The sequence below is a fragment of the Kitasatospora sp. NPDC058444 genome, assembly GCF_042721415.1.
In the GTDB taxonomy this organism is placed as follows: Bacteria; Actinomycetota; Actinomycetes; order Streptomycetales; family Streptomycetaceae; genus Kitasatospora.
This window is the reverse complement of record NZ_JBHXLL010000049.1, coordinates 24,050-42,001: the sequence shown is the minus strand read 5'-3', so window position 1 is coordinate 42,001 and position 17,952 is coordinate 24,050. Positions and strand designations below refer to the sequence as shown.

Below are 17,952 nucleotides of genomic sequence, written 5' to 3'. Positions count from 1 at the left end.
TCGGCATGCTGCCACGCTGACGAATCGACATAGAGTCCTGGATGCCCAAGGAGGTAAGACGACTTGTGAATGAGTCGACAATTGCTCCCGGGGGTGGTCAGCCAGGACTGGCGGAACTCACCGCCGGCCAGCCGAGTGAGGAGCCCGGGGCCCGGCAGCCCTCCGTGGGCTCGGCCGAGGTCGGCTCGGTCGCACTCCGTACGTTCGAAGCACGCCAGAACACAGCACAGGTGACCACGGTGACCGATCACGACGCCGACTTGGCGGCCTACGGCCTGGCCTACGGCGAGTTCGCCTACGGCGCCTACGACGACCCGGACGCCGAGTACGAGCCGGACCCGGAGTACGCCGCCACGCTGGCCCCCGACGCCGCGCGACAGCGCCGCGAGCGGGTGGGCCCGACCGGCCGTCCGCTGCCGTACTTCCCGATCCCCGCACCGGTCGCCGAGCACGGCCCCGCCCAGATCATCGCCATGTGCAACCAGAAGGGCGGCGTCGGCAAGACCACGTCGACCATCAACCTGGGCGCGGCGCTGGCCGAGTACGGCCGCCGGGTGCTGCTCGTCGACTTCGACCCGCAGGGCGCGCTCTCGGTCGGCCTCGGCGTCAACCCGATGGAGCTCGACGTCACCGTCTACAACCTGCTCATGGAGCGGGGCCTGACGGCCGATGAAGTGCTGCTGAAGACGGCGGTCCCCGGCATGGACCTGCTGCCCTCCAACATCGACCTCTCCGCCGCCGAGGTGCAGCTGGTCAGCGAGGTGGCCCGGGAGTCCGCGCTGGCGCGCGCCCTGAAGCCGCTGCTGCCCGACTACGACTACGTCATCATCGACTGCCAGCCCTCGCTGGGCCTGCTGACGGTCAACGCGCTGACGGCCGCTCACAGCGTGATCGTCCCGCTGGAGTGCGAGTTCTTCGCGCTGCGCGGTGTCGCGCTGCTGACCGAGACCATCGAGAAGGTGTGCGAGCGTCTCAACCCCGAGCTGCGCCTGGACGGCATCCTGGCCACCATGTACGACTCGCGCACCGTGCACAGCCGCGAGGTGCTGGCGCGCGTCGTCGAGGCGTTCGGCGAGCACGTCTTCCACACCGTCATCGGGCGCACCGTGCGCTTCCCGGAGACCACCGTCGCCGGCGAGCCCATCACGACGTACGCGACCAACTCGGTCGGTGCCGCCGCCTACCGCCAGCTCGCCAGGGAGGTGCTCGACCGGTGCCGCCCCGCCGAGTGAGTCTCCCGGGTGCCGACGAGCTGTTCCGGACCACGGGAGGGATGGCGCTGTCGCCCTCCCTCGCGCCGCGTCCGGCCGCCGAGGCATCCAGACCGGAGACCGCGCGGACCGTCAACGGCCAACCGGACGGCGCCGAGGGCGCCGAGTCGGCCCAGGGCGCCCGGGACGACCGGCAGGTGACGCCGGAGCAGCAGGCGGCCGCCTCGGTGCCGGCGCCCGCGCAGCCGCCCGGCCAGCGGTCCGGTGCGGCCCTCGGGCCGGCACCCGCCGCGGGTGCCGCCACCGCCGGGAAGGCCGTCCAGGGCGGCCGCGGAGCCGGCTCCGCCCCGGCGGCCCGGACGCACCAGGGTGCCGCCGAGGAGCAGCCCGGTGCCGCCGGTCGTGCCCGGCCGCGCGGCCGCGCGCCGCGCCGGCCCAGCGGGCGCGAGCGGCACGACGAGAAGATCACGGTGTACGTGTCCGCCGAGGAGCTCATGGACCTGGAGCACACCCGGCTGGTGCTGCGCGGCGAGCACGGCCTGGCCGTGGACCGCGGGCGGATCGTCCGGGAGGCCATCGCGGTCGTCCTGGCGGACCTGGAGCAGCGCGGCGAGGCCTCGATCCTGGTTCGGCGTCTGCGCGGCCGGTAGGCGGCGGGCAAGGGCGGTCGGCGGTATCCGCCGGGCGTCGAGGGGGGCGGTCCGTACCGCCCGGATGTCGAGGGGCCGCGGGCCCGGCGTGGGGAGGCCGCCGGGCGGGAGGCGGGGCCGTCGGGAGCCGTCGGGGGGCGCGCGGGGCCCGGAGGGGGCGCGAGGCGCCGAGGAGGCGCTGCGCGGGACCCTGGGCGAGGATCGGCCTCGGAGGGCCGTGCCGGGGCCGTGTCGGGCTCCGGAGGGGCGTTCCCGGGGGCGTGGGACCTTCTGGTGGAACCCTGTGGCCGGTTCGGTGGGGCGGGGGCGTGCCGAGGGGCTCGTGCGGGCCCGTGCGGGCCCGTGGGCGCCGGTCGGACATCCGGTGGAGGCCGGGTGGGGGCCCGGCGGAGGCCGGTGGAGGCCGGTCCGGGGCCCGGTGCGACGGCGTGTCGGCGGCCCCGGGGCGGGGCCGGGGGCGGGGCCGGGTGAAGATGGACCGTCATGCCCAGTACCGCCGGACCAGCAGCCGTCCCTGCCACTGCCACCAGCGTCGCCTCCGCCACCAGCTCCACCAGCACCGCCGCCGCGCGTGCGGCCGGGGACGAGAACGGGTCGCGGGGCGGCTTCCGGGTACGGCTGGACAACTTCGAGGGTCCCTTCGACCTGTTGCTCAGCCTGATCGCCAAGCACAAGCTGGACGTCACCGAGGTGGCGCTGGCCACCGTGACGGACGAGTTCATGGCACACATCCGGGCGATGGGCCCGGACTGGGACCTGGACGCGGCGACCGAGTTCCTGGTGGTGGCCGCCACCCTGCTCGACCTCAAGGCCGCCCGGCTGCTGCCCGTGGCGGAGGTCGAGGACGAGGCGGATCTGGCCCTGCTGGAGGCCCGGGACATGCTGTTCGCACGGCTGCTCCAGTACCGGGCGTACAAGCGGGCGGCGGCGCTGTTCGGCGAACGCTGGGCGGCCGAGCTGCTGCGCCGGCCCCGGAGCGCCGCCCTGGAGCCCCGGCACGCGGAGCTGCTGCCGGAGGTCGTCATCACCATCGGGCCGCAGCGGCTCGCCGAGCTGGCGGCCAAGGCCATGCGGCCCAGGCCGGCGCCGGTCGTGTACGTGGACCACATCCACTCCCCGCCGGTGAGCGTGCGCGAGCAGGCCTCCCTGGTGGTGGGGCTGCTCACCGAGCTGGGTGAGGCCTCGTTCCAGCGGCTGGTCGAGGACGCGCCGGACGACCTGGTGGTGGTCGCCCGGTTCCTGGCGCTGCTGGAGCTCTACCGGGAGCGGGTGCTCGCCTTCGAGCAGCCGGAGGCGCTCGGCGAGCTGGTGGTGCGCTGGGTGGCCGAGGAGGGCCGGGGAGCGGTCGAGGTGACGGACGAGTTCGACCGGCCGGCCGGTGAAGCGGGCGATGTGCGCGAGGCGGGCGAGGGCGAGGAGGACGGGCGGCGATGAGCGGCGGGAACGAGGGCGGGCGGCGGGTGCGGCGCCCGCTGGGGCTGCCGGGGCGGCCGCGGGCCGAGGAGTGGCTGGAGCCGGCCTTCGAGCTGCTGCCGGACCCGGTGGGGCCCGTCGAGCCGGTCGGGCCGGTCGGGCCGGTGGCGCTCGTTGAGCCTGCGGAGCCCGTCGAGCCCGTCGAGCCCGTTGTGCCCGAGGGGCGGGCAGGGGGCGAGGCGGTGGCGGAGGGGCGTGTCGTGCATCAGAAGTCGGCCCCGCCGACTTCCGGTGCAGCGGAATCCGCCGACGCCGGGCTGCGGGCCGAGCTGGAGGCCGTCCTGATGGTCGTCGACGAGCCGGTGGCGGAGGGACGGCTGGCCGGGGTGCTGGAGCGGCCCCGGGCGGAGGTGGCCGCCGCGCTGCGCGAGCTGTCCGCCGAGTACACGGCCCAGGGCCGCGGGTTCGACCTGCGGCTGGTCGCGGGCGGCTGGCGGTTCTACAGCCGGGACACCTGTTCCGCGGCCGTCGACCGCTTCCTCCTGGACGGCCAGCAGGCCCGCCTCACCCAGGCCGCGCTGGAGACTCTGGCGGTGGTCGCCTACCGGCAGCCGGTGTCCAGATCGCGGGTTTCCGCCGTCCGTGGTGTGAACTGTGACGGCGTGATGCGTACCCTGGTACAGCGAGGACTGGTGGAAGAGGCCGGATCCGAGCCCGAAACAGGTGCGATCCTGTATCGGACGACGAACTACTTCCTGGAACGGATGGGGCTCCGCGGCCTGGACGAGCTGCCGGAGCTCGCTCCCTTCCTGCCCGAGGTCGACGACGTGGAAGCGGAGTCCCTGGAGGGCACGATGATCGCGGAGGCGGTCGCCGCCGCTGCCGCGCAGGCCGCGGACGGCAGTGGCGAGGCCGGTCGGGCCGGGCCCGATCGGTAGGGGGCGGTGAGGTCGGCCGAAACGACCGCACATCCCAGACGGAACGACGTACGGACACTTTGATGCGTAGCAGTGGCAACGGCAGGAACAGCAGCGGCGGCGGGAGCGGTCGCGGCGGACAGGGCGGGGGCCGGGGCGGCAGCTCCTACGGCGGCGGCAGCGGCCGCGGCGGCTCGGGCGCGCGCGGAGGTTCGTACGGCGGTGGCGGTGGCCGCGGCGGCTCGGCTTCGGGGTCGGGTTCGCGGGGCGGCTCGTACGGCCGTGACGACCGGCGCGAGGGCCGCCGTGACGACCGGCGCGACGACCGCCGCTACCCGGACCGCCCGCTGCGGCCCGAGGAGCGCAAGTACGACCGCCCCGAGTACGGCGGCGGCCCCAACGCCACCCCGGCCCGCGGTGGCTACGCCGGCCGGCGCCCCGGCCCGGCCCCGCGCCCGCGCCGTGAGGGCCAGGGCGCCCCGGGCGACCCGCGCCGCCAGCCGCAGCGCTCCCGCGAGCTCCAGGCCAAGATCGAGGACGCCGTCCTCGCCCGGCACGACAAGCCGGCCGTCAAGCTGCCCAAGACCTTCGGCGAGCCCGAGGGCGAGCGCCTCCAGAAGGTGCTGGCCCGGGCCGGCGTCGGCAGCCGCCGCGCCTGCGAGGAGCTGATCGAGCAGGGCCGGGTCGAGGTCAACGGCAAGCGCGTCACCGAGCAGGGCAAGCGGGTCGACCCGCAGAAGGACGAGATCAAGGTCGACGGCCTGACCGTCGCCACCCAGTCCTACCTGTTCTTCGCGCTGAACAAGCCGGCCGGCGTGGTCTCCACCATGGAGGACCCGGACGGCCGCCAGTGCCTGGGCGACTACGTGACCAACCGGGAGACCCGGCTGTTCCACGTCGGCCGCCTGGACACCGAGACCGAGGGCATCATCCTGCTCACCAACCACGGCGAGCTGGCCCACCGCCTCACCCACCCGCGCTACGGCGTGACCAAGACCTACCTGGCCGCGATCCAGGGCCCGATCCCGCGCGACCTGGGCAAGCAGCTCGCCCAGGGCGTGGAGCTGGAGGACGGCTACGCGCGCGCCGACAGCTTCAAGGTGATCTCCAACGTCGGCAAGAACTACCTGGTCGAGGTGACCCTGCACGAGGGCCGCAAGCACATCGTCCGCCGGATGCTGGCCGAGGCCGGCTTCCCGGTCGAGAAGCTGGTGCGCACCCACTTCGGCCCGATCGCCCTGGGCGACCAGAAGTCGGGCTGGCTGCGCCGCCTGACCAACCCGGAGGTCGGCCAGCTGATGCGCGAGGTCGGCCTGTAGGCCCGTCCGCTCCCCCGGAGCCCCCGTCCGCACTTGCTGCGGCCGGGGGCTCCGGCGTCTCGGGGGGTGGCGCGGGTGTTTACAGGCGACGCCCATGCGCTGGTGTTCACGCGCGGATGCCCGGGTGCGCCTGTTCACGGGCGGGTCGCTACGCGCGACTGTTCACGCCCTGGTGTCCGTGCGCCGGTGTCCACGGGTGGGCGTGCGTGCGCCGGTGTCCACGGGCGGGGGTCCATGTTTCGGGCGCGTCGTGTGAGCCGGGACGCAACCGCTGGTCATGGCCTTGTCAGCGCCATGATCCGTGGCCGAGGATGGCCACCGGAGCACCGCCTCGCCCGGTGGCGGGACTGCGCCAGCACGGGGCGCGCGGGCCGGGGCGGGAGCGGGCCAACGGGAACGGGCGAGCAGGGGGAGTGGGCGTCGTGTCCGATGCAGCACTGGGGCGGGCCGGCGGACAGGCCCTCGGCGCGCTGGGACTGGCGGAGCCGGACGGGCAGGTCTACGCGGCGCTGGTGGCCAACCCGCAGTCCACGGCGGAGGAGCTGGCGGAGAGCTGCGGGCTGACCTTCCAGCAGAGCGTGCGCGCCCTGGACCGGTTGGCGCAGCAGGGCATGGCCACCCGGGCGCCGGTGGACCGGCACCGCTACCTGCCGGTCCCCCCGGACGTCGCGATCGGCACGCTGATCGGGCACCGGGAGTCGGAACTGCGCTACGCCAGGGCCGAGATGCACCGGCTGATGGACGCCTTCCGGGAGGCCTCGCGGTACACCGACCCGGCGCACTCGGTGGAGGTGCTGACGGGCGGCGAGGCGATCGCCCAGCGGCTGGAGCACATCACCGAGACCAGCCGGTACCAGGTGCGCGGCTTCGACCGTCCGCCGTACATCCAGGACCCGGTGGCGCCGATGCCCCTGCAGCGGCGGCGGCTGCGCGAGGGGGTGAAGTTCCGCACGATCTACGACCGGGAGGCGGTGGCCTGGCCGGGGCGGCTGGAGAAGAACATCCTGGCCGGCGTCGCGGACGGCGAGGAGGCGCGGGTCCGGCCGGCGCTGCCGATGAAGATGATCATCTCGGACGACCGGATGGCGATCATCCCGATCAGCGTCGGCGACAGCGTGCTGGACGCCGCGTACGTGATCCACCCCTCGGCGCTGCTCCAGGCGCTGGACACGCTGTTCGAGGCGGAGTGGGAGCGGGCCGTGCGCCTGCAGGCGGAGGCCGGCGCCGCGGACGGCGCGTCGGGGCCGGAGGCCGACCACCGCAAGCTGCTGGGCCTGCTGGCGGCCGGGCTCACCGACGAGTCGATCGCCCGCTCGCTCGGCTGGAGCGCCCGGACCACCCAGCGCCGCCTCCAGAGCCTGATGCGCTCGCTGGGCGCCACCACCCGCTTCCAGGCCGGGATGGCGGCCCGGGAGCGGGGGTGGCTGTAGGAGGCGCTACCCCGGTCGGGATCGTCCCCCCGGGTGACGTCCCCGTCAGCTCCAGGGGCTGAGCGAGGCCCAGCGGCCGTCCGGGCCGCGCTCGACCTTCTCCAGGCCGACCACGGCGGTGCGGTTCAGCCGCCCGTAGATGTGCGGGAACAGCACTCCGGGGGTGGCCCCGGGCGGCGGTGCGCCGTGCGGGGCCTCCCACTTCACCATCGGCTCCACGAGCGACTCCTCGATCAGCAGCACCATCAGCGGGTCGGGGGTGTCGGCGAAGAAGGCGTTGGCCACCGCGAGGGCCGTCTGCTCGTCCGCCGAGCAGTGGATGAACCCGTCGGTGAGCAGTGACGCGGTGGCGTACGGGCGGCCGGGGTCGGCCAGCCAGTCGTCCAGGGGAGCGAGGTGGAGGATCATGCTTCCTTTTCTACCCGTTGTCTCCGGTTTGGTCCTGAGCGGCCGTCATCGGCACGGCGGTGTCCGCCGGTGTCCGCCGGCGCCCGCAGGCCGCCAGTAGGTCGCCAGTAGGTCGCCCGCGAGCCGCCCGACGGGCGACCCGGGGGCGGCCGTAGCGGTCAGAGGCCGGCCACCTTGGCGGACGCGGACACCTCGTACACCAGCGTGAGGGTGCGCCGGGCGCCCGGGGCGAGCGGGACGTCCCAGCGGACGATGCCCTCGGCGTCGAAGGAGTCCGGCGCCGGGGAGCACTCCTCCTTGCGCAGTCGCACCTCGACCGCCGACACCTCGGAGACCGGCACCCGCTCGCGCACCGTGACGATCCGCTCGTCGCGCTCCTCCGGGCCGGAGAAGCGGGACAGGTGCAGCCGGACCGTCCGGGTGGTGGTCTGGCGGCCGGTGAGGCCGGCCGTGGCCTGGCGCTCCTCGGTCTCCCGGACCACCCGGTAGCCGTCCGAGCTGCCGAAGGACAGTTCGGCGTCGGCGCCGGCGGCGGTGAAGCGGAGCTCGCCGCGGCCGGTGAACCCGCTGCCGCGGACCAGCTCGACCGGGCCGGCCAGCAGCGGGTGCCCGGCCGTGTTGCGGAACCGGACCACCTGGGTGACCAGCGGGGACAGCTCCGGGGCGCTGGCGTACTCGCTGCTCGCCGACCCGGTGAAGGCGCCCAGCGGCACCCGGTGGGCGCGGCCGTCGGAGGGTACGGTCGCGGTCGCGGGGGCGGGCAGTACCCGGACCTCGCCGCCGTCGTCCACGCCCGGGACCCCGGAACCCGGGCCCAGGGTGGCGACCGCCTCCTCGCGCAGCTCGACCTCGACCGTGCGGCGCTCCTCGTCGGTGCGCTCGCGCAGCACCAGGACGTCCTCGGCGACCGCGGGCGGGGCGGTGGCGAGGGCGGAGCGAGCGGTGGAGAAGGTGAGCCGGACGTTCGTCCAGTCCTCGCCCGTGCGCTGCCAGACCACCGCCTCCGACTCCAGGCGCAGGTCGGTGCCGTCCAGGGTCGCCCGGTAGGAGGGCCGCCACAGGGCGCAGGGCACCAGGTGGGAGACGGTCAGCTCGGCGGGGCCGGGCCGCGCCGCCTCCACGGTGAGCTCCAGGTGGGCGGTCAGCTCGGCCGGTTCCTCCTCGGCCTCGTCCAGCGCGATCAGGGCCTGTGAGCGCTCCTGCTCCAGGCGGCGCAGCCGGGAGTGGGTGGCGCGCAGCTCCTCGCCGTAGCGCTCGCGCTCGGCGTCCACCCGGCCGAGCTCCCGGGCCCAGCGGTTGGGTTCGAGCTCGCCGAGGCCGGCGCCCTCGCCGATCTCGCGCAGCAGGTCGGCGGAGAGCTGGGCGAGCAGTGCCAGCCGGGCCTCCAGCCGGGACCGGGTCTGGTCCGCCAGCCGGGTCTCGGCGTCGAGCCGGTGCAGCCGGTGGCGCAGCTCGGAGTCCTCCGGCCCGGGCGGCAGCGGGGCGCGCGGGGCCCAGCCGCGCACCAGCCGGGCGTCCAGCACCCGGACGCCGTCGGTGGCGGATTCGGCGCGCAGGGTGCGGTCGACGGCGAGTGCGGTGAGCGGGCCGAGGCGCAGCCGCTGCACGCCCGCGGTGAGCCCGACCGTCGTGGTGCGTTCGACCTGGCCGCGGTCCTCCAGGCAGGTCACGGCGGTGACGGGGAGGGGAAGGGTCTCGACGGTCATCGCTCAGTTCCTCCGGTTTCCGCCGACGATGGCCTTTCCGGCCGGGATCTTGATCAGGTAGCCGCCGTCCAGCTCGGTGCGTCCGCCCGGCGGCAGGTCGACGCGCCAGAGCCGGGTGCTGGGCGGGCAGTCCGGCGTGGAGACGGTCGGCGCGTGCCAGTCGGCCCGCTCCTCGATCCGGATCTCGGCGTCGGACGTGACCGGCACCCGCTCGCGGACCTCCACCGTGACGGCGCGTCCGAGCCGGTTCGCCAGCTGGACGTGCACCCGGTGGTCGAGGACGGTGCTGTTGCCCTTCAGCATGCCGGTGGCGGACTCGCGCAGCTCGGTGCGGCGCGCCACCTCGATGCTCTCGGCGACGCCGATGCCCAGCCGCCGGGTGCCGCCGGGCGCCAGCGTGGGCAGGGCGGCGGTGAGCAGGAACTCGTCGTCCACGGTGACCTCGGCCGGACCGGCCAGGACGGCCTGGTCGGTGCGGTTGGCGAGCACCAGGGTCGCGTACACCTTCTCCTCGACGGCGGGGACGGTGACGTACTCGGGCCGGACGGCGAGGGGGATCTCACCGACGGTGACGGTGTGCCAGGTGCCGTCGGACGGGATGTCGGCGGGGGCGGCGGCGTCGAAGCGGTGGTCGAAGGAACCGGCCGACTCACGGGGCGCGACGGCGTGCCGGGGCAGGGCGAGGGCGCGCAGCTGGACGGTGCCGCTGTCACCGGCCCCGCCGAACGCTGTCCAGTCCTGTTCCGCGCGGCGGATCCGCTCGGGGCGGGGGTGCAGGGTGCCGCGCCGGGCGGCGGGCTCCTCCGGGCCGGCCAGGACGAGGTCGGGGTAGTCGAGCAGGGTGGCGTCCGGGGCGAGGCCGGACGGCGGCGGGGGCGGGGCGGCGTGGCCGACGCGGCGGCGGGCCTTCGCGGACGGTCGACCGCCCGGAGCCTGCGGCACCGGGGCCGAGGCGGCGACCGGGACGGGCACCGGCGGCGGGGCGCCGTAGCCGGCGAAGCCGCCCGGGGCGCCCGGTGGCGGGGGCATCGGCTCGTCGGCGCTCAGCAGGCCGCCGCCGTACGGGCCGCCGCCGTACGGGCCGTCGGCGATCGGCTCGTCGGCCGCGAAGGCCGCCTCGGCGCGGGGGCCGCCCGGAGCGGCGCCTCCGGCGCGGGCGGGGCGGGTGACGGGGGCGGCGGGGGCCGCGGGGGCGGGCGTCAGGGCGGAGACGGCGATCGGGCGGTGGCGCGGGACGGGGCGGTCGGTGTGCGCCGCGTCGTAGCCGGTGAAGAGGTCGCTCAGACCGGCCGGGGGCTCGCGCCAGCCGGAGGGCGGCGGCGCGGGCTGGCTGCGACCGATCCGCAGCGAGGCGAGCCGGGGCAGGTCGGTGCGGCGGTCGAGGTCGGCGGTGGACAGGGCGAGGCGCACGCCCGTCCAGTCCTCGCCGGTGCGCTGGGCGACGGCGGCGCGCAGGACCAGGTGGGCGGTGTCGGAGCCGGTCCGGTAGGAGAGCCGGTAGGCGGGCACCCAGCGGGCGGCGGGGACGCCGTACTCCAGTTCCAGTTCCAGTTCCAGCTCCTGGTCCTGGCTGAGGTCCTGGTCCTGGACGAGGTCCTGGTCCGGGTTGAGGTCGGGGTGGGCGCCGTCGGGGGTGCCCCCGGTGGTGAGCGTGAGCAGGACGGTGGTGCTGGTGCCGACCGCGTCGACCCGGTCGGGGGTGGACGCGCGCTCCAGCCGGTCGGCGGCCAAGTCGCGCTCGTGATCGGCGAGTTCCAGTTCCCGGGTGAGCTCCTCGGCCCGCCTCTGGAGCCGGGACAGCCGCTCGTCGACGAAGTCGGCGAGCTCCAGCCACGCGTCGGCGGGCGTGCGGCGCAGCGGCTCGTCGCGTCGGCGCTGCGGCGGGACGGCCCGCAGTGCGGCGGTCTCGGCGATCGAGGCCAGGACCAGCCGGTGGCGTTCGGCGAGCACGCTGCGGCGCTCGGTGGCCTCGTCCAACACCCGCTTCAGGTCCGGGAGTTCGTCCGGCTCGCGGAGTTCGGGGAGCAGCTCCAGCCGGGCCTCGGTGACGGCGGTTCCGGCCGGTCCGGCGAGCACCCGGGCGCGCAGCGAGCGGCCGTCCAGGGCGGCGGGCAGGCCGGTCAGCCGCAGCCGCCCACCGGGTGGGACCGGGACGGTGGCCCGTCGGCGGCACACCGCGCCCTCGGCGTACACCACGACGGAGTCCAGGACCGACGGGTGGGCCGGTACGGTCGGCGGTTTCGACTGCCCGCTCCGGCCGTTGTGCTGATCGTCCATGCGCAACCCCTTCGTTCGCGTGTTCCCCGCCGTGGTCCCCGCCGCGTGGCGCCGGTGGCGTGGTGCTCGTCCTGTGGTGCTTGTCGTGCGGTGGTCGTCGTGTGGCGCGCGTTGCGTGGTGCTCGTCGCGTCGTGCTTGTCATGCCTCGTCGTGCCGCTGTCGGTCTGTTTCTTCCGCGTTGCCCACATTCCGTGCCGTCGGCGCCGTCCCCCCGGGCGGCCAGTCTGCCCGGCTTCGGTGCGGGCGTCGCAGGATTTCCTGGTACGGCGTGTGTGCTGAGGGGGACGGGGGTGGGCCCGCGGCGGTTGCCGGTGCCGGAAGCTGCCGGGCCGCCGCTCCGGTTGCCGGGTGGTGGGTGGGGACTTCGGCGGCGTGGATGAGGGAGGATGGGGCGCGGGTGCTCCCGGACGGTTCCGGCACCTGTCGAGAATCGTGATGAGGAGAGCGACCCGCCATGCGCACTGCCGTCGTCGTCGGCACCGGACTGATCGGCACCTCCGCCGCGCTCGCGCTGACCGCTCGCGGTCTGACCGTCCATCTGGAGGACGCCGACCCGGACGCGGCCCGCACCGCCGAGTCGCTCGGCGCGGGCATCACCGACCCGGTCGACGGCCCGGTGGACCTGGCGATCATCGCCGTCCCGCCCGCCCTGGTCGGCAAGGTGCTCGCCGACTGCCAGCGCCGCAACCTGGCGCACTGGTACACCGACGTCGCCAGCGTGAAGGCCGGTCCGCGCAGCGAGATCGCCGAGCTCGGCTGCGACACCGCCCACTACATCGGTAGTCACCCGATGGCCGGCCGCGAGAGGTCCGGCCCGCTGGCCGCCCGTGCCGACATCTTCGAGGGCCGTCCCTGGGTGCTCACCCCGACCGAGGACACCGACACCGAGACGCTCAACGCCGCGCTGGAGCTGGTCGCGCTCTGCGGCGCGGTGCCGATCGTGATGGACGCCGCCGAGCACGACCGGGCGGTCGCCCTGGTCTCGCACGCCCCGCAGCTGGTCTCCTCGCTGGTCGCGGCCCGGCTGGAGAACGCCGACGAGACCGCCATAAGGCTCTCCGGCCAGGGCGTGCGCGACGTCACCAGGATCGCCGCCTCCAACCCCGGCATGTGGGTCGACATCCTCTCCGCCAACGCGGGCGCGGTCGCCGACGTGCTGGAGGGGGTCGCCCGCGACCTCGGCGAGACGGTCACCGCGCTGCGCGCCATGGAAGCCGTCGAGGAGAGCGAGCGCCAGGCCGGCGCGGCCGGGATCGTGGAGGTCATGCGGCGCGGCAACACCGGTCAGGCCCGCATCCCCGGCAAGCACGGTGCGCCGCCCACCCGGTACGAGACCGTGGCGGTCGTGCTGGGCGACCAGCCGGGCGAGCTCGGCCGGCTGTTCGGGGAGGTCGGCGAGGCCGGGGTCAACATCGAGGACGTCGTCATCGAGCACTCGACCGGGCAGCAGGTCGGCTTCGTCCAGCTGTCGGTGGCGCCGACGGCGGTGAAGCGGCTGACGAAGGCGCTGCGGGCGAGCGGGTGGAGCGTGCGGGACTGAGGGTCCGGGTGTCCTGAGTTGTCCCGGGCGTCCTGGGCGTCCCGGATGCTCTGGGTGTCCCGAGTGTCCTGGGCGCTCCGGGTGTCCTGGGTGCTCTGAGTGCGCTGGGCTTTCCGGGGGAGCGGCCTCGTCCGTAACCGGTATCACTCATGGTGCCGGTTACATGCCGGCCGGGCCGGACGGCGGCGGAGAGAGTCACGGCGGCGGTCCATTAACCTTGAGGGAGACAATCCCCGGCCGTCCGCCTCCCCAGGCTCCGGCTCCCATGCTCAGAGAGAGGTTCGCCCCGTGGACACTGCCGACCGAGCGCACGCCCCGGTCGTCGTCGCCATCGACGGACCCTCCGGCTCCGGCAAGTCGACCGTCTCGCGGGCGGTCGCCGCCCGGCTGGGCCTGAGCTTCCTGGACACCGGCGCCATGTACCGGGCGATGACCTGGTGGATGCTGGCCAACGACGTCGACGTCGACGACCCGGAGGCGGTGGCCGTCGCGTGCGGCAAGCCGGTGATCGTCTCGGGCACCGACGCCGACGGCCCCACCATAACGGTGGACGGCCAGGACGTCTCCGGCCCGATCCGCGGCCCCGAGGTGACCGCCAAGGTCAGCGCCGTGTCCGCGGTGCCGGCCGTACGGTCCCGGCTGGTGGAGCTGCAGCGCGGCTGCGCCGAGGTCGCCGAGCGCGGCATCGTCGCCGAGGGGCGTGACATGGGGACCGTGGTGTTCCCCGACGCCACCGTCAAGGTCTTCCTGACCGCGTCCGAGGAGGCCCGGGCCTCGCGCCGGGCGGCCGAGCTGCGCGCCAAGGGCGTGGACGAGGCGACCATCACCGCGATGGCCGCCGACCTCGCCCGCCGCGACGCCGCCGACTCCTCCCGGAAGACGGCCCCGCTGACCCAGGCCGCGGACGCCGTCCTGGTGGACACCAGCGACCTCACCCTGGAGCAGGTGATCGACCGGATCGCCGGGCTGGTGGAGGCGCGGGCCGGACTGTCCTCGGTCTGACCGGCCGACGACCGGCTGCCGTCCCGTGACGGTCGGCCGACGGCCGCCGATCGGCGACTGTCGACCAAGGGCCGCCGGCCAACGGCCGCCGACCAGCCACTGAAGTGAACCGCGGGCCGTCGAGGCGCCGCGGAGACAACCCATCGCGCTGCCCCGAGTGGGGCAGGTACGCACGGCACGCCCCTGGGAAGGGCCGGGCCGGGAAACGGAACAGACGAACATGACCGCAGAGCACGCCGCCACCGGCCACGGTGAGCTGGACGCCGCCGACTACGCCGAGTTCATGGCACTCGCCGCCGAAGAGGGCTTCGACCTCGACGGCCTCGACGCCGTGGACGGTGCCGAGCACGTCCGACTGCCGGTGCTGGCCGTGGTCGGCCGCCCGAACGTCGGCAAGTCGACCCTGGTGAACCGCATCATCGGCCGCCGCGAGGCCGTGGTCGAGGACAAGCCAGGCGTCACCCGCGACCGGGTCACCTACGAGGCCAGCTGGAACGGCCGCCGCTTCAAGGTGGTCGACACCGGCGGCTGGGAGATCGACGTCCTCGGCATCGACGCCCTGGTGGCCGCCCAGGCCGAGCTGGGCATCGAGCAGGCCGACGCGGTGCTGTTCGTGGTGGACGCCACCGTCGGCGCCACCGACACCGACGAGGCCCTGATCAAGATCATCCGCCGGGCGGGCAAGCCGACCGTCCTGTGCGCCAACAAGGTCGACGGCCCCTCCACCGAGGCCGAGGCCGCCTACCTGTGGTCGCTCGGCCTCGGCGAGCCGTACCCGGTCTCGGCCCTGCACGGCCGCGGCTCGGGCGACCTGCTGGACGCCGTCATGGACGCGCTGCCCGAGGCCCCGCCGCAGACCTTCGGCGACGCCGCCCCCGGCGGCCCGCGCCGCATCGCGCTGATCGGCCGGCCCAACGTCGGCAAGTCCAGCCTGCTGAACAAGGTCGCCGGCGAGGAGCGCGTCGTCGTCAACGAGCTGGCCGGCACCACCCGTGACCCGGTCGACGAGATGATCGAGCTCGGTGGCAAGACCTGGAAGTTCGTGGACACCGCCGGCATCCGCCGCCGCGTCCACCTCACCGCCGGCGCCGACTTCTACGCCTCGCTGCGCACCGCCGCCGCGCTGGAGAAGGCCGAGGTCGCGGTCGTCCTGGTCGACGCCAGCGAGACCCTCGCCGAGCAGGACACCCGGATCATCTCGATGGCCGTCGAGGCCGGGCGCGCCGTCGTCGTCGCCTACAACAAGTGGGACCAGCTCGACGATGAGCGCCGCTACTACCTGGAGCGCGAGATCGAGCGCGACCTCGTCCAGGTGCAGTGGGCCCCGCGGGTCAACGTCTCCGCCAAGACCGGCCGGCACATGGAGAAGCTCGTCCCGGCGATCGAGACCGCGCTGGAGGGCTGGGAGACCCGCATCCCCACCGCGCGCCTGAACGCCTTCCTCGGCGAGCTGGTCGCCGCCCACCCGCACCCGATCCGTGGTGGCAAGCAGCCGCGCATCCTGTTCGGCACCCAGGCCGGCGTTCGTCCGCCGCGCTTCGTGCTGTTCGCCTCGGGCTTCCTGGAGGCCGGCTACCGACGCTTCGTCGAGCGCCGGCTGCGGGAGGAGTTCGGGTTCGTGGGGACGCCGATCTCGATCTCGGTGCGGGTCCGGGAGAAGCGCAAGAAGAAGTAGAAGTAGCAGTAGTCGTAGTCGTAGGGGTAGCAGCGGGCAGGAGTGACCGGTCCGCTGACCTACGGCCGGAGGGCCTCGCCATGGTGGTGGCGGGGCCCTCCGGCGTTTTCGGGGTGGGGGCCGCCTTCGGCGCTGGCGCTGGCCCTGGCGCTGGTCAGGCGCGGGCCTCCGTGGTGTGTAGGGCGGGCGGGCGTCGGCGGTTCTCGGCGGTAGGTCAGCGGTGGTCAGCGGTGGTCGGCGGTGGGGCCCGGAGGCAGGGAGAGCATCTGACGGTGCCGGCCGCCAGAGGGCCGGGTGGGGGCGAGGCCGTCGACCGTGCCCATCACCGGGGCGGGTGCGGGCGGCGCCGGGGGCGGGGGTGCGGGGACCGGCATCGGGTGCGGGGCCGCGCCCAGGTAGCCGGTCGCGACCCAGCCCTGGCCGTTGGTGAACTGGGCGGCGGAGAGGGCGGGTTGGTCCTGGGAGGGGGCCGTGGCGGTGTGGCCCGGGCCGTCGCCGACGGGGGCGGGGGCAGGGGCGGAGGCGTGTGCGGGGGTGGTGACGGCGGGCTCGGCGTGGCCGCCGGAGTGGCCGTGGTGACGGCCGGTGAGGTGGCTTCCGGCGGCGTGCGTGCCGGAGGGATTGCCGGCCGTGTGCGTGGCTGGGTGACTGCCGGGGTGGGTGTTGGTGTGGGTGTTGGCGTGGGCGGACCCGGTGTGAGCGCCGTTGTGGCTGTGGCTGTGGCTGTGGCTGTGGGGCTGGGCACCGGCGTGGCCGTGCTGCTGGCCGCCGGTCGGTCCGGATCCGTGGTGCTGGGGGCCCGGCATGAACTGGGGGAGGCCCGGCACGTGGCCCGCGAGGGTGTGGAAGGCCTGCTGCTGGGGCGGGTACGGCTGCTGTTGCTGTTGTTGCTGCTGCTCGCCGAGCAGTGGGTAGCTGTCGCGGACCGCGAAGCCGGTGAACTTCAGGTCCTCCTCCCCCGAGCGGTCGCCGGGCAGGGCACGGAAGAGGCGCCGGTACTCGGAGTACAGCTCGTCGTAGATCGGCGTGGCGGAGTGCGGGTGCTCGGCGTCGTACGACGGGCGCATGCCCGGGATCGAGCGCGAGGCGGTGGCGGACCGGCCGGGGGACGCGGAGACGTCGTAGCTGTACACGTAGGGGCCAACGAGCGAGAGGGGCGGGGGATGCGGGACGTGGGAGCGTGGGCGCCTCTACACGCCGGAGCGTGGAGGGGGAGGAAGCGCCGGTCGGAACGTGGACGCGCCGGTGTGCCGACCGTACGGTGCGCCGGGTCGGGTTGGGCAGTGCGGGGGCGCAAGGCCGTGGTGGTAGCGACGGCGACGCGCCGGAGTGCGGACGAGCGGGCACGCTGACACGGGGACGCGGACGGGCACGGGCAGGGCGTGCCGGGCGCGCGCACGCCGGAAGGCGGCCACGGGGGTGGGTGGCCGCCTTCCGGCGGGTCGGGCGGGGCAGGGCGCCGAGCCGGATCAGGTGCCGGCGAGCGGGAGGGAGGCGGAGACCACCTGACCCAGCGCCACCGCCCGCTCCAGAGCCTGCCGCAGCAGGTCCTCGCGGGGCTGCCGGCCGACCATGCCGGCCGGCACGGCGTACATCGTCACCTGGGACAGCTGGCTCGCGGCCATCCGCCAGGCGTCGGTGACCTGGAGCGGCTGGTGCGCCTGCCACCAGCCGGTGCTGCCGCCGGCCGCGGCGGGCTGGAGGATCGCGTGCAGCTTGCCCATCGCGACCAGGACGGACCAGCCGGGCAGCTGATCCGGGGTCTCGTCCAGGTCGGTGACGGGCTGGAAGCCGGCGTCCTGGAGCAGGTCGAGGAACTCGTCCTCGCCCGAGGTGCTGCCGGGGCGGCCGACCGGCCCGGTCGGCTCGACCACCAGCGAGGCGTGTCCGACCTTGCCCTGCAGCACCAGCCCGCAGGTGATGCCGAGGATGGCGGCCTGGCCGGGCGCGGCCGGCTGGGTCGGGGCGGGGCCGGGGGGCGCGGCCGCCGGGGACGGGGCCGGAGCCGGCGCGGGGGCGGGGGCGGCGAGGTCCGGGCCGCCGGGCTGGGACTGGCTGATGCTGCGGACGGCGCCGGCCAGCTGCTCCTCGGAGACCGGTACGACCTGGGAAGGGATGCAGCGGGCGTGCGCGAAGGCGAGGACGGCGGTCTCCTCGCCGATGAACAGCACGGTGCTGGTGGGCTCCACGTGCGCGTCGCCGGGGGTCCGGCAGGAGGTGCACTCGTAGCCGTCGGGGGCGCGGTCGCCACCTAGCAGGCGGTCGGCCTCGTCGTCGCCGATCTCGGACCGGACCTCGTCGCTGACGTCGAGCATGCGCGGCACAGGGTCTCCTCGGATGGGTGCGGATGGGGGTTCGGGGGCGGACACGGAGAGGTCGCCATGCCCAACGGGCCCTTGTGTC

General features: G+C 75.0%; 14 protein-coding genes. 9 read left to right on the top strand and 5 right to left on the bottom strand.

Annotated features, from left to right (window positions below; all coding sequences use genetic code 11):
• The first annotated feature begins 164 nt into the window (after positions 1–164).
• From ACFWP2_RS33815 to ACFWP2_RS33790, 6 genes are all read left to right on the top strand, one after another.
• A complete protein-coding gene (locus tag ACFWP2_RS33815; RefSeq protein WP_030245868.1) occupies positions 165–1,232 on the top strand; it encodes a ParA family protein in 1,068 nt (355 codons plus the stop codon).
• 41 nt (positions 1,233–1,273) lie between these two features.
• Complete coding sequence (locus ACFWP2_RS33810) at positions 1,274–1,861, top strand: hypothetical protein (protein WP_380458664.1); 588 nt, start codon at positions 1,274–1,276, stop codon at positions 1,859–1,861.
• Between the two features lie 483 nt (positions 1,862–2,344).
• Complete coding sequence (locus ACFWP2_RS33805) at positions 2,345–3,295, top strand: segregation and condensation protein A (protein ID WP_380458662.1); 951 nt, start codon at positions 2,345–2,347, stop codon at positions 3,293–3,295.
• A 323-nt stretch (positions 3,296–3,618) separates the two neighbouring features.
• Positions 3,619–4,212 carry an SMC-Scp complex subunit ScpB gene (locus tag ACFWP2_RS33800; protein WP_380458699.1) on the top strand — a complete coding sequence of 198 codons (594 nt, stop codon included), beginning with the start codon at positions 3,619–3,621 and terminating at the stop codon, positions 4,210–4,212.
• A gap of 62 nt (positions 4,213–4,274) precedes the next feature.
• Positions 4,275–5,510 carry a pseudouridine synthase gene (locus ACFWP2_RS33795; protein WP_380458660.1) on the top strand — a complete coding sequence of 412 codons (1,236 nt, stop codon included), beginning with the start codon at positions 4,275–4,277 and terminating at the stop codon, positions 5,508–5,510.
• Positions 5,511–5,932: 422 nt separating this feature from the next.
• A complete protein-coding gene (locus ACFWP2_RS33790; RefSeq protein WP_380458658.1) occupies positions 5,933–6,940 on the top strand; it encodes a helix-turn-helix domain-containing protein in 1,008 nt (335 codons plus the stop codon).
• Positions 6,941–6,985: 45 nt separating this feature from the next.
• Here ACFWP2_RS33790 and ACFWP2_RS33785 read toward each other — a convergent pair whose 3' ends face one another.
• The 3 genes from ACFWP2_RS33785 to ACFWP2_RS33775 all read right to left on the bottom strand — a co-directional run bounded on the left by ACFWP2_RS33785 (position 6,986) and on the right by ACFWP2_RS33775 (position 11,331).
• Positions 6,986–7,348, bottom strand: coding sequence for a DUF952 domain-containing protein (locus ACFWP2_RS33785; protein ID WP_224284232.1), 363 nt, complete (start codon positions 7,346–7,348; stop codon positions 6,986–6,988).
• 158 nt (positions 7,349–7,506) lie between these two features.
• A complete protein-coding gene (locus tag ACFWP2_RS33780; protein WP_380458656.1) occupies positions 7,507–9,054 on the bottom strand; it encodes a mucoidy inhibitor MuiA family protein in 1,548 nt (515 codons plus the stop codon).
• A gap of 3 nt (positions 9,055–9,057) precedes the next feature.
• Positions 9,058–11,331 (bottom strand): DUF4139 domain-containing protein, encoded by a 2,274-nt coding sequence (locus ACFWP2_RS33775; RefSeq protein ID WP_380458654.1) that lies wholly within the window; start codon positions 11,329–11,331, stop codon positions 9,058–9,060.
• A 455-nt stretch (positions 11,332–11,786) separates the two neighbouring features.
• Here ACFWP2_RS33775 and ACFWP2_RS33770 point away from each other — a divergent pair, with 455 nt between their 5' ends.
• The 3 genes from ACFWP2_RS33770 to der all read left to right on the top strand — a co-directional run bounded on the left by ACFWP2_RS33770 (position 11,787) and on the right by der (position 15,549).
• Positions 11,787–12,872, top strand: a complete 1,086-nt coding sequence (locus ACFWP2_RS33770) for a prephenate dehydrogenase (protein WP_380458652.1) — start codon at positions 11,787–11,789, stop codon at positions 12,870–12,872.
• 288 nt (positions 12,873–13,160) lie between these two features.
• On the top strand, positions 13,161–13,874 hold the full coding sequence (gene cmk / locus ACFWP2_RS33765; RefSeq protein WP_380458649.1) for a (d)CMP kinase: 714 nt from the start codon (positions 13,161–13,163) through the stop codon (positions 13,872–13,874).
• Positions 13,875–14,094: 220 nt separating this feature from the next.
• On the top strand, positions 14,095–15,549 hold the full coding sequence (gene der, locus ACFWP2_RS33760; RefSeq protein WP_380458647.1) for a ribosome biogenesis GTPase Der: 1,455 nt from the start codon (positions 14,095–14,097) through the stop codon (positions 15,547–15,549).
• Between the two features lie 224 nt (positions 15,550–15,773).
• Here der and ACFWP2_RS33755 read toward each other — a convergent pair whose 3' ends face one another.
• Positions 15,774–16,682, bottom strand: a complete 909-nt coding sequence (locus tag ACFWP2_RS33755) for a hypothetical protein (protein ID WP_380458645.1) — start codon at positions 16,680–16,682, stop codon at positions 15,774–15,776.
• 336 nt (positions 16,683–17,018) lie between these two features.
• Complete coding sequence (locus tag ACFWP2_RS33750) at positions 17,019–17,873, bottom strand: hypothetical protein (RefSeq protein ID WP_380458643.1); 855 nt, start codon at positions 17,871–17,873, stop codon at positions 17,019–17,021.
• Positions 17,874–17,952 lie beyond the last annotated feature (79 nt).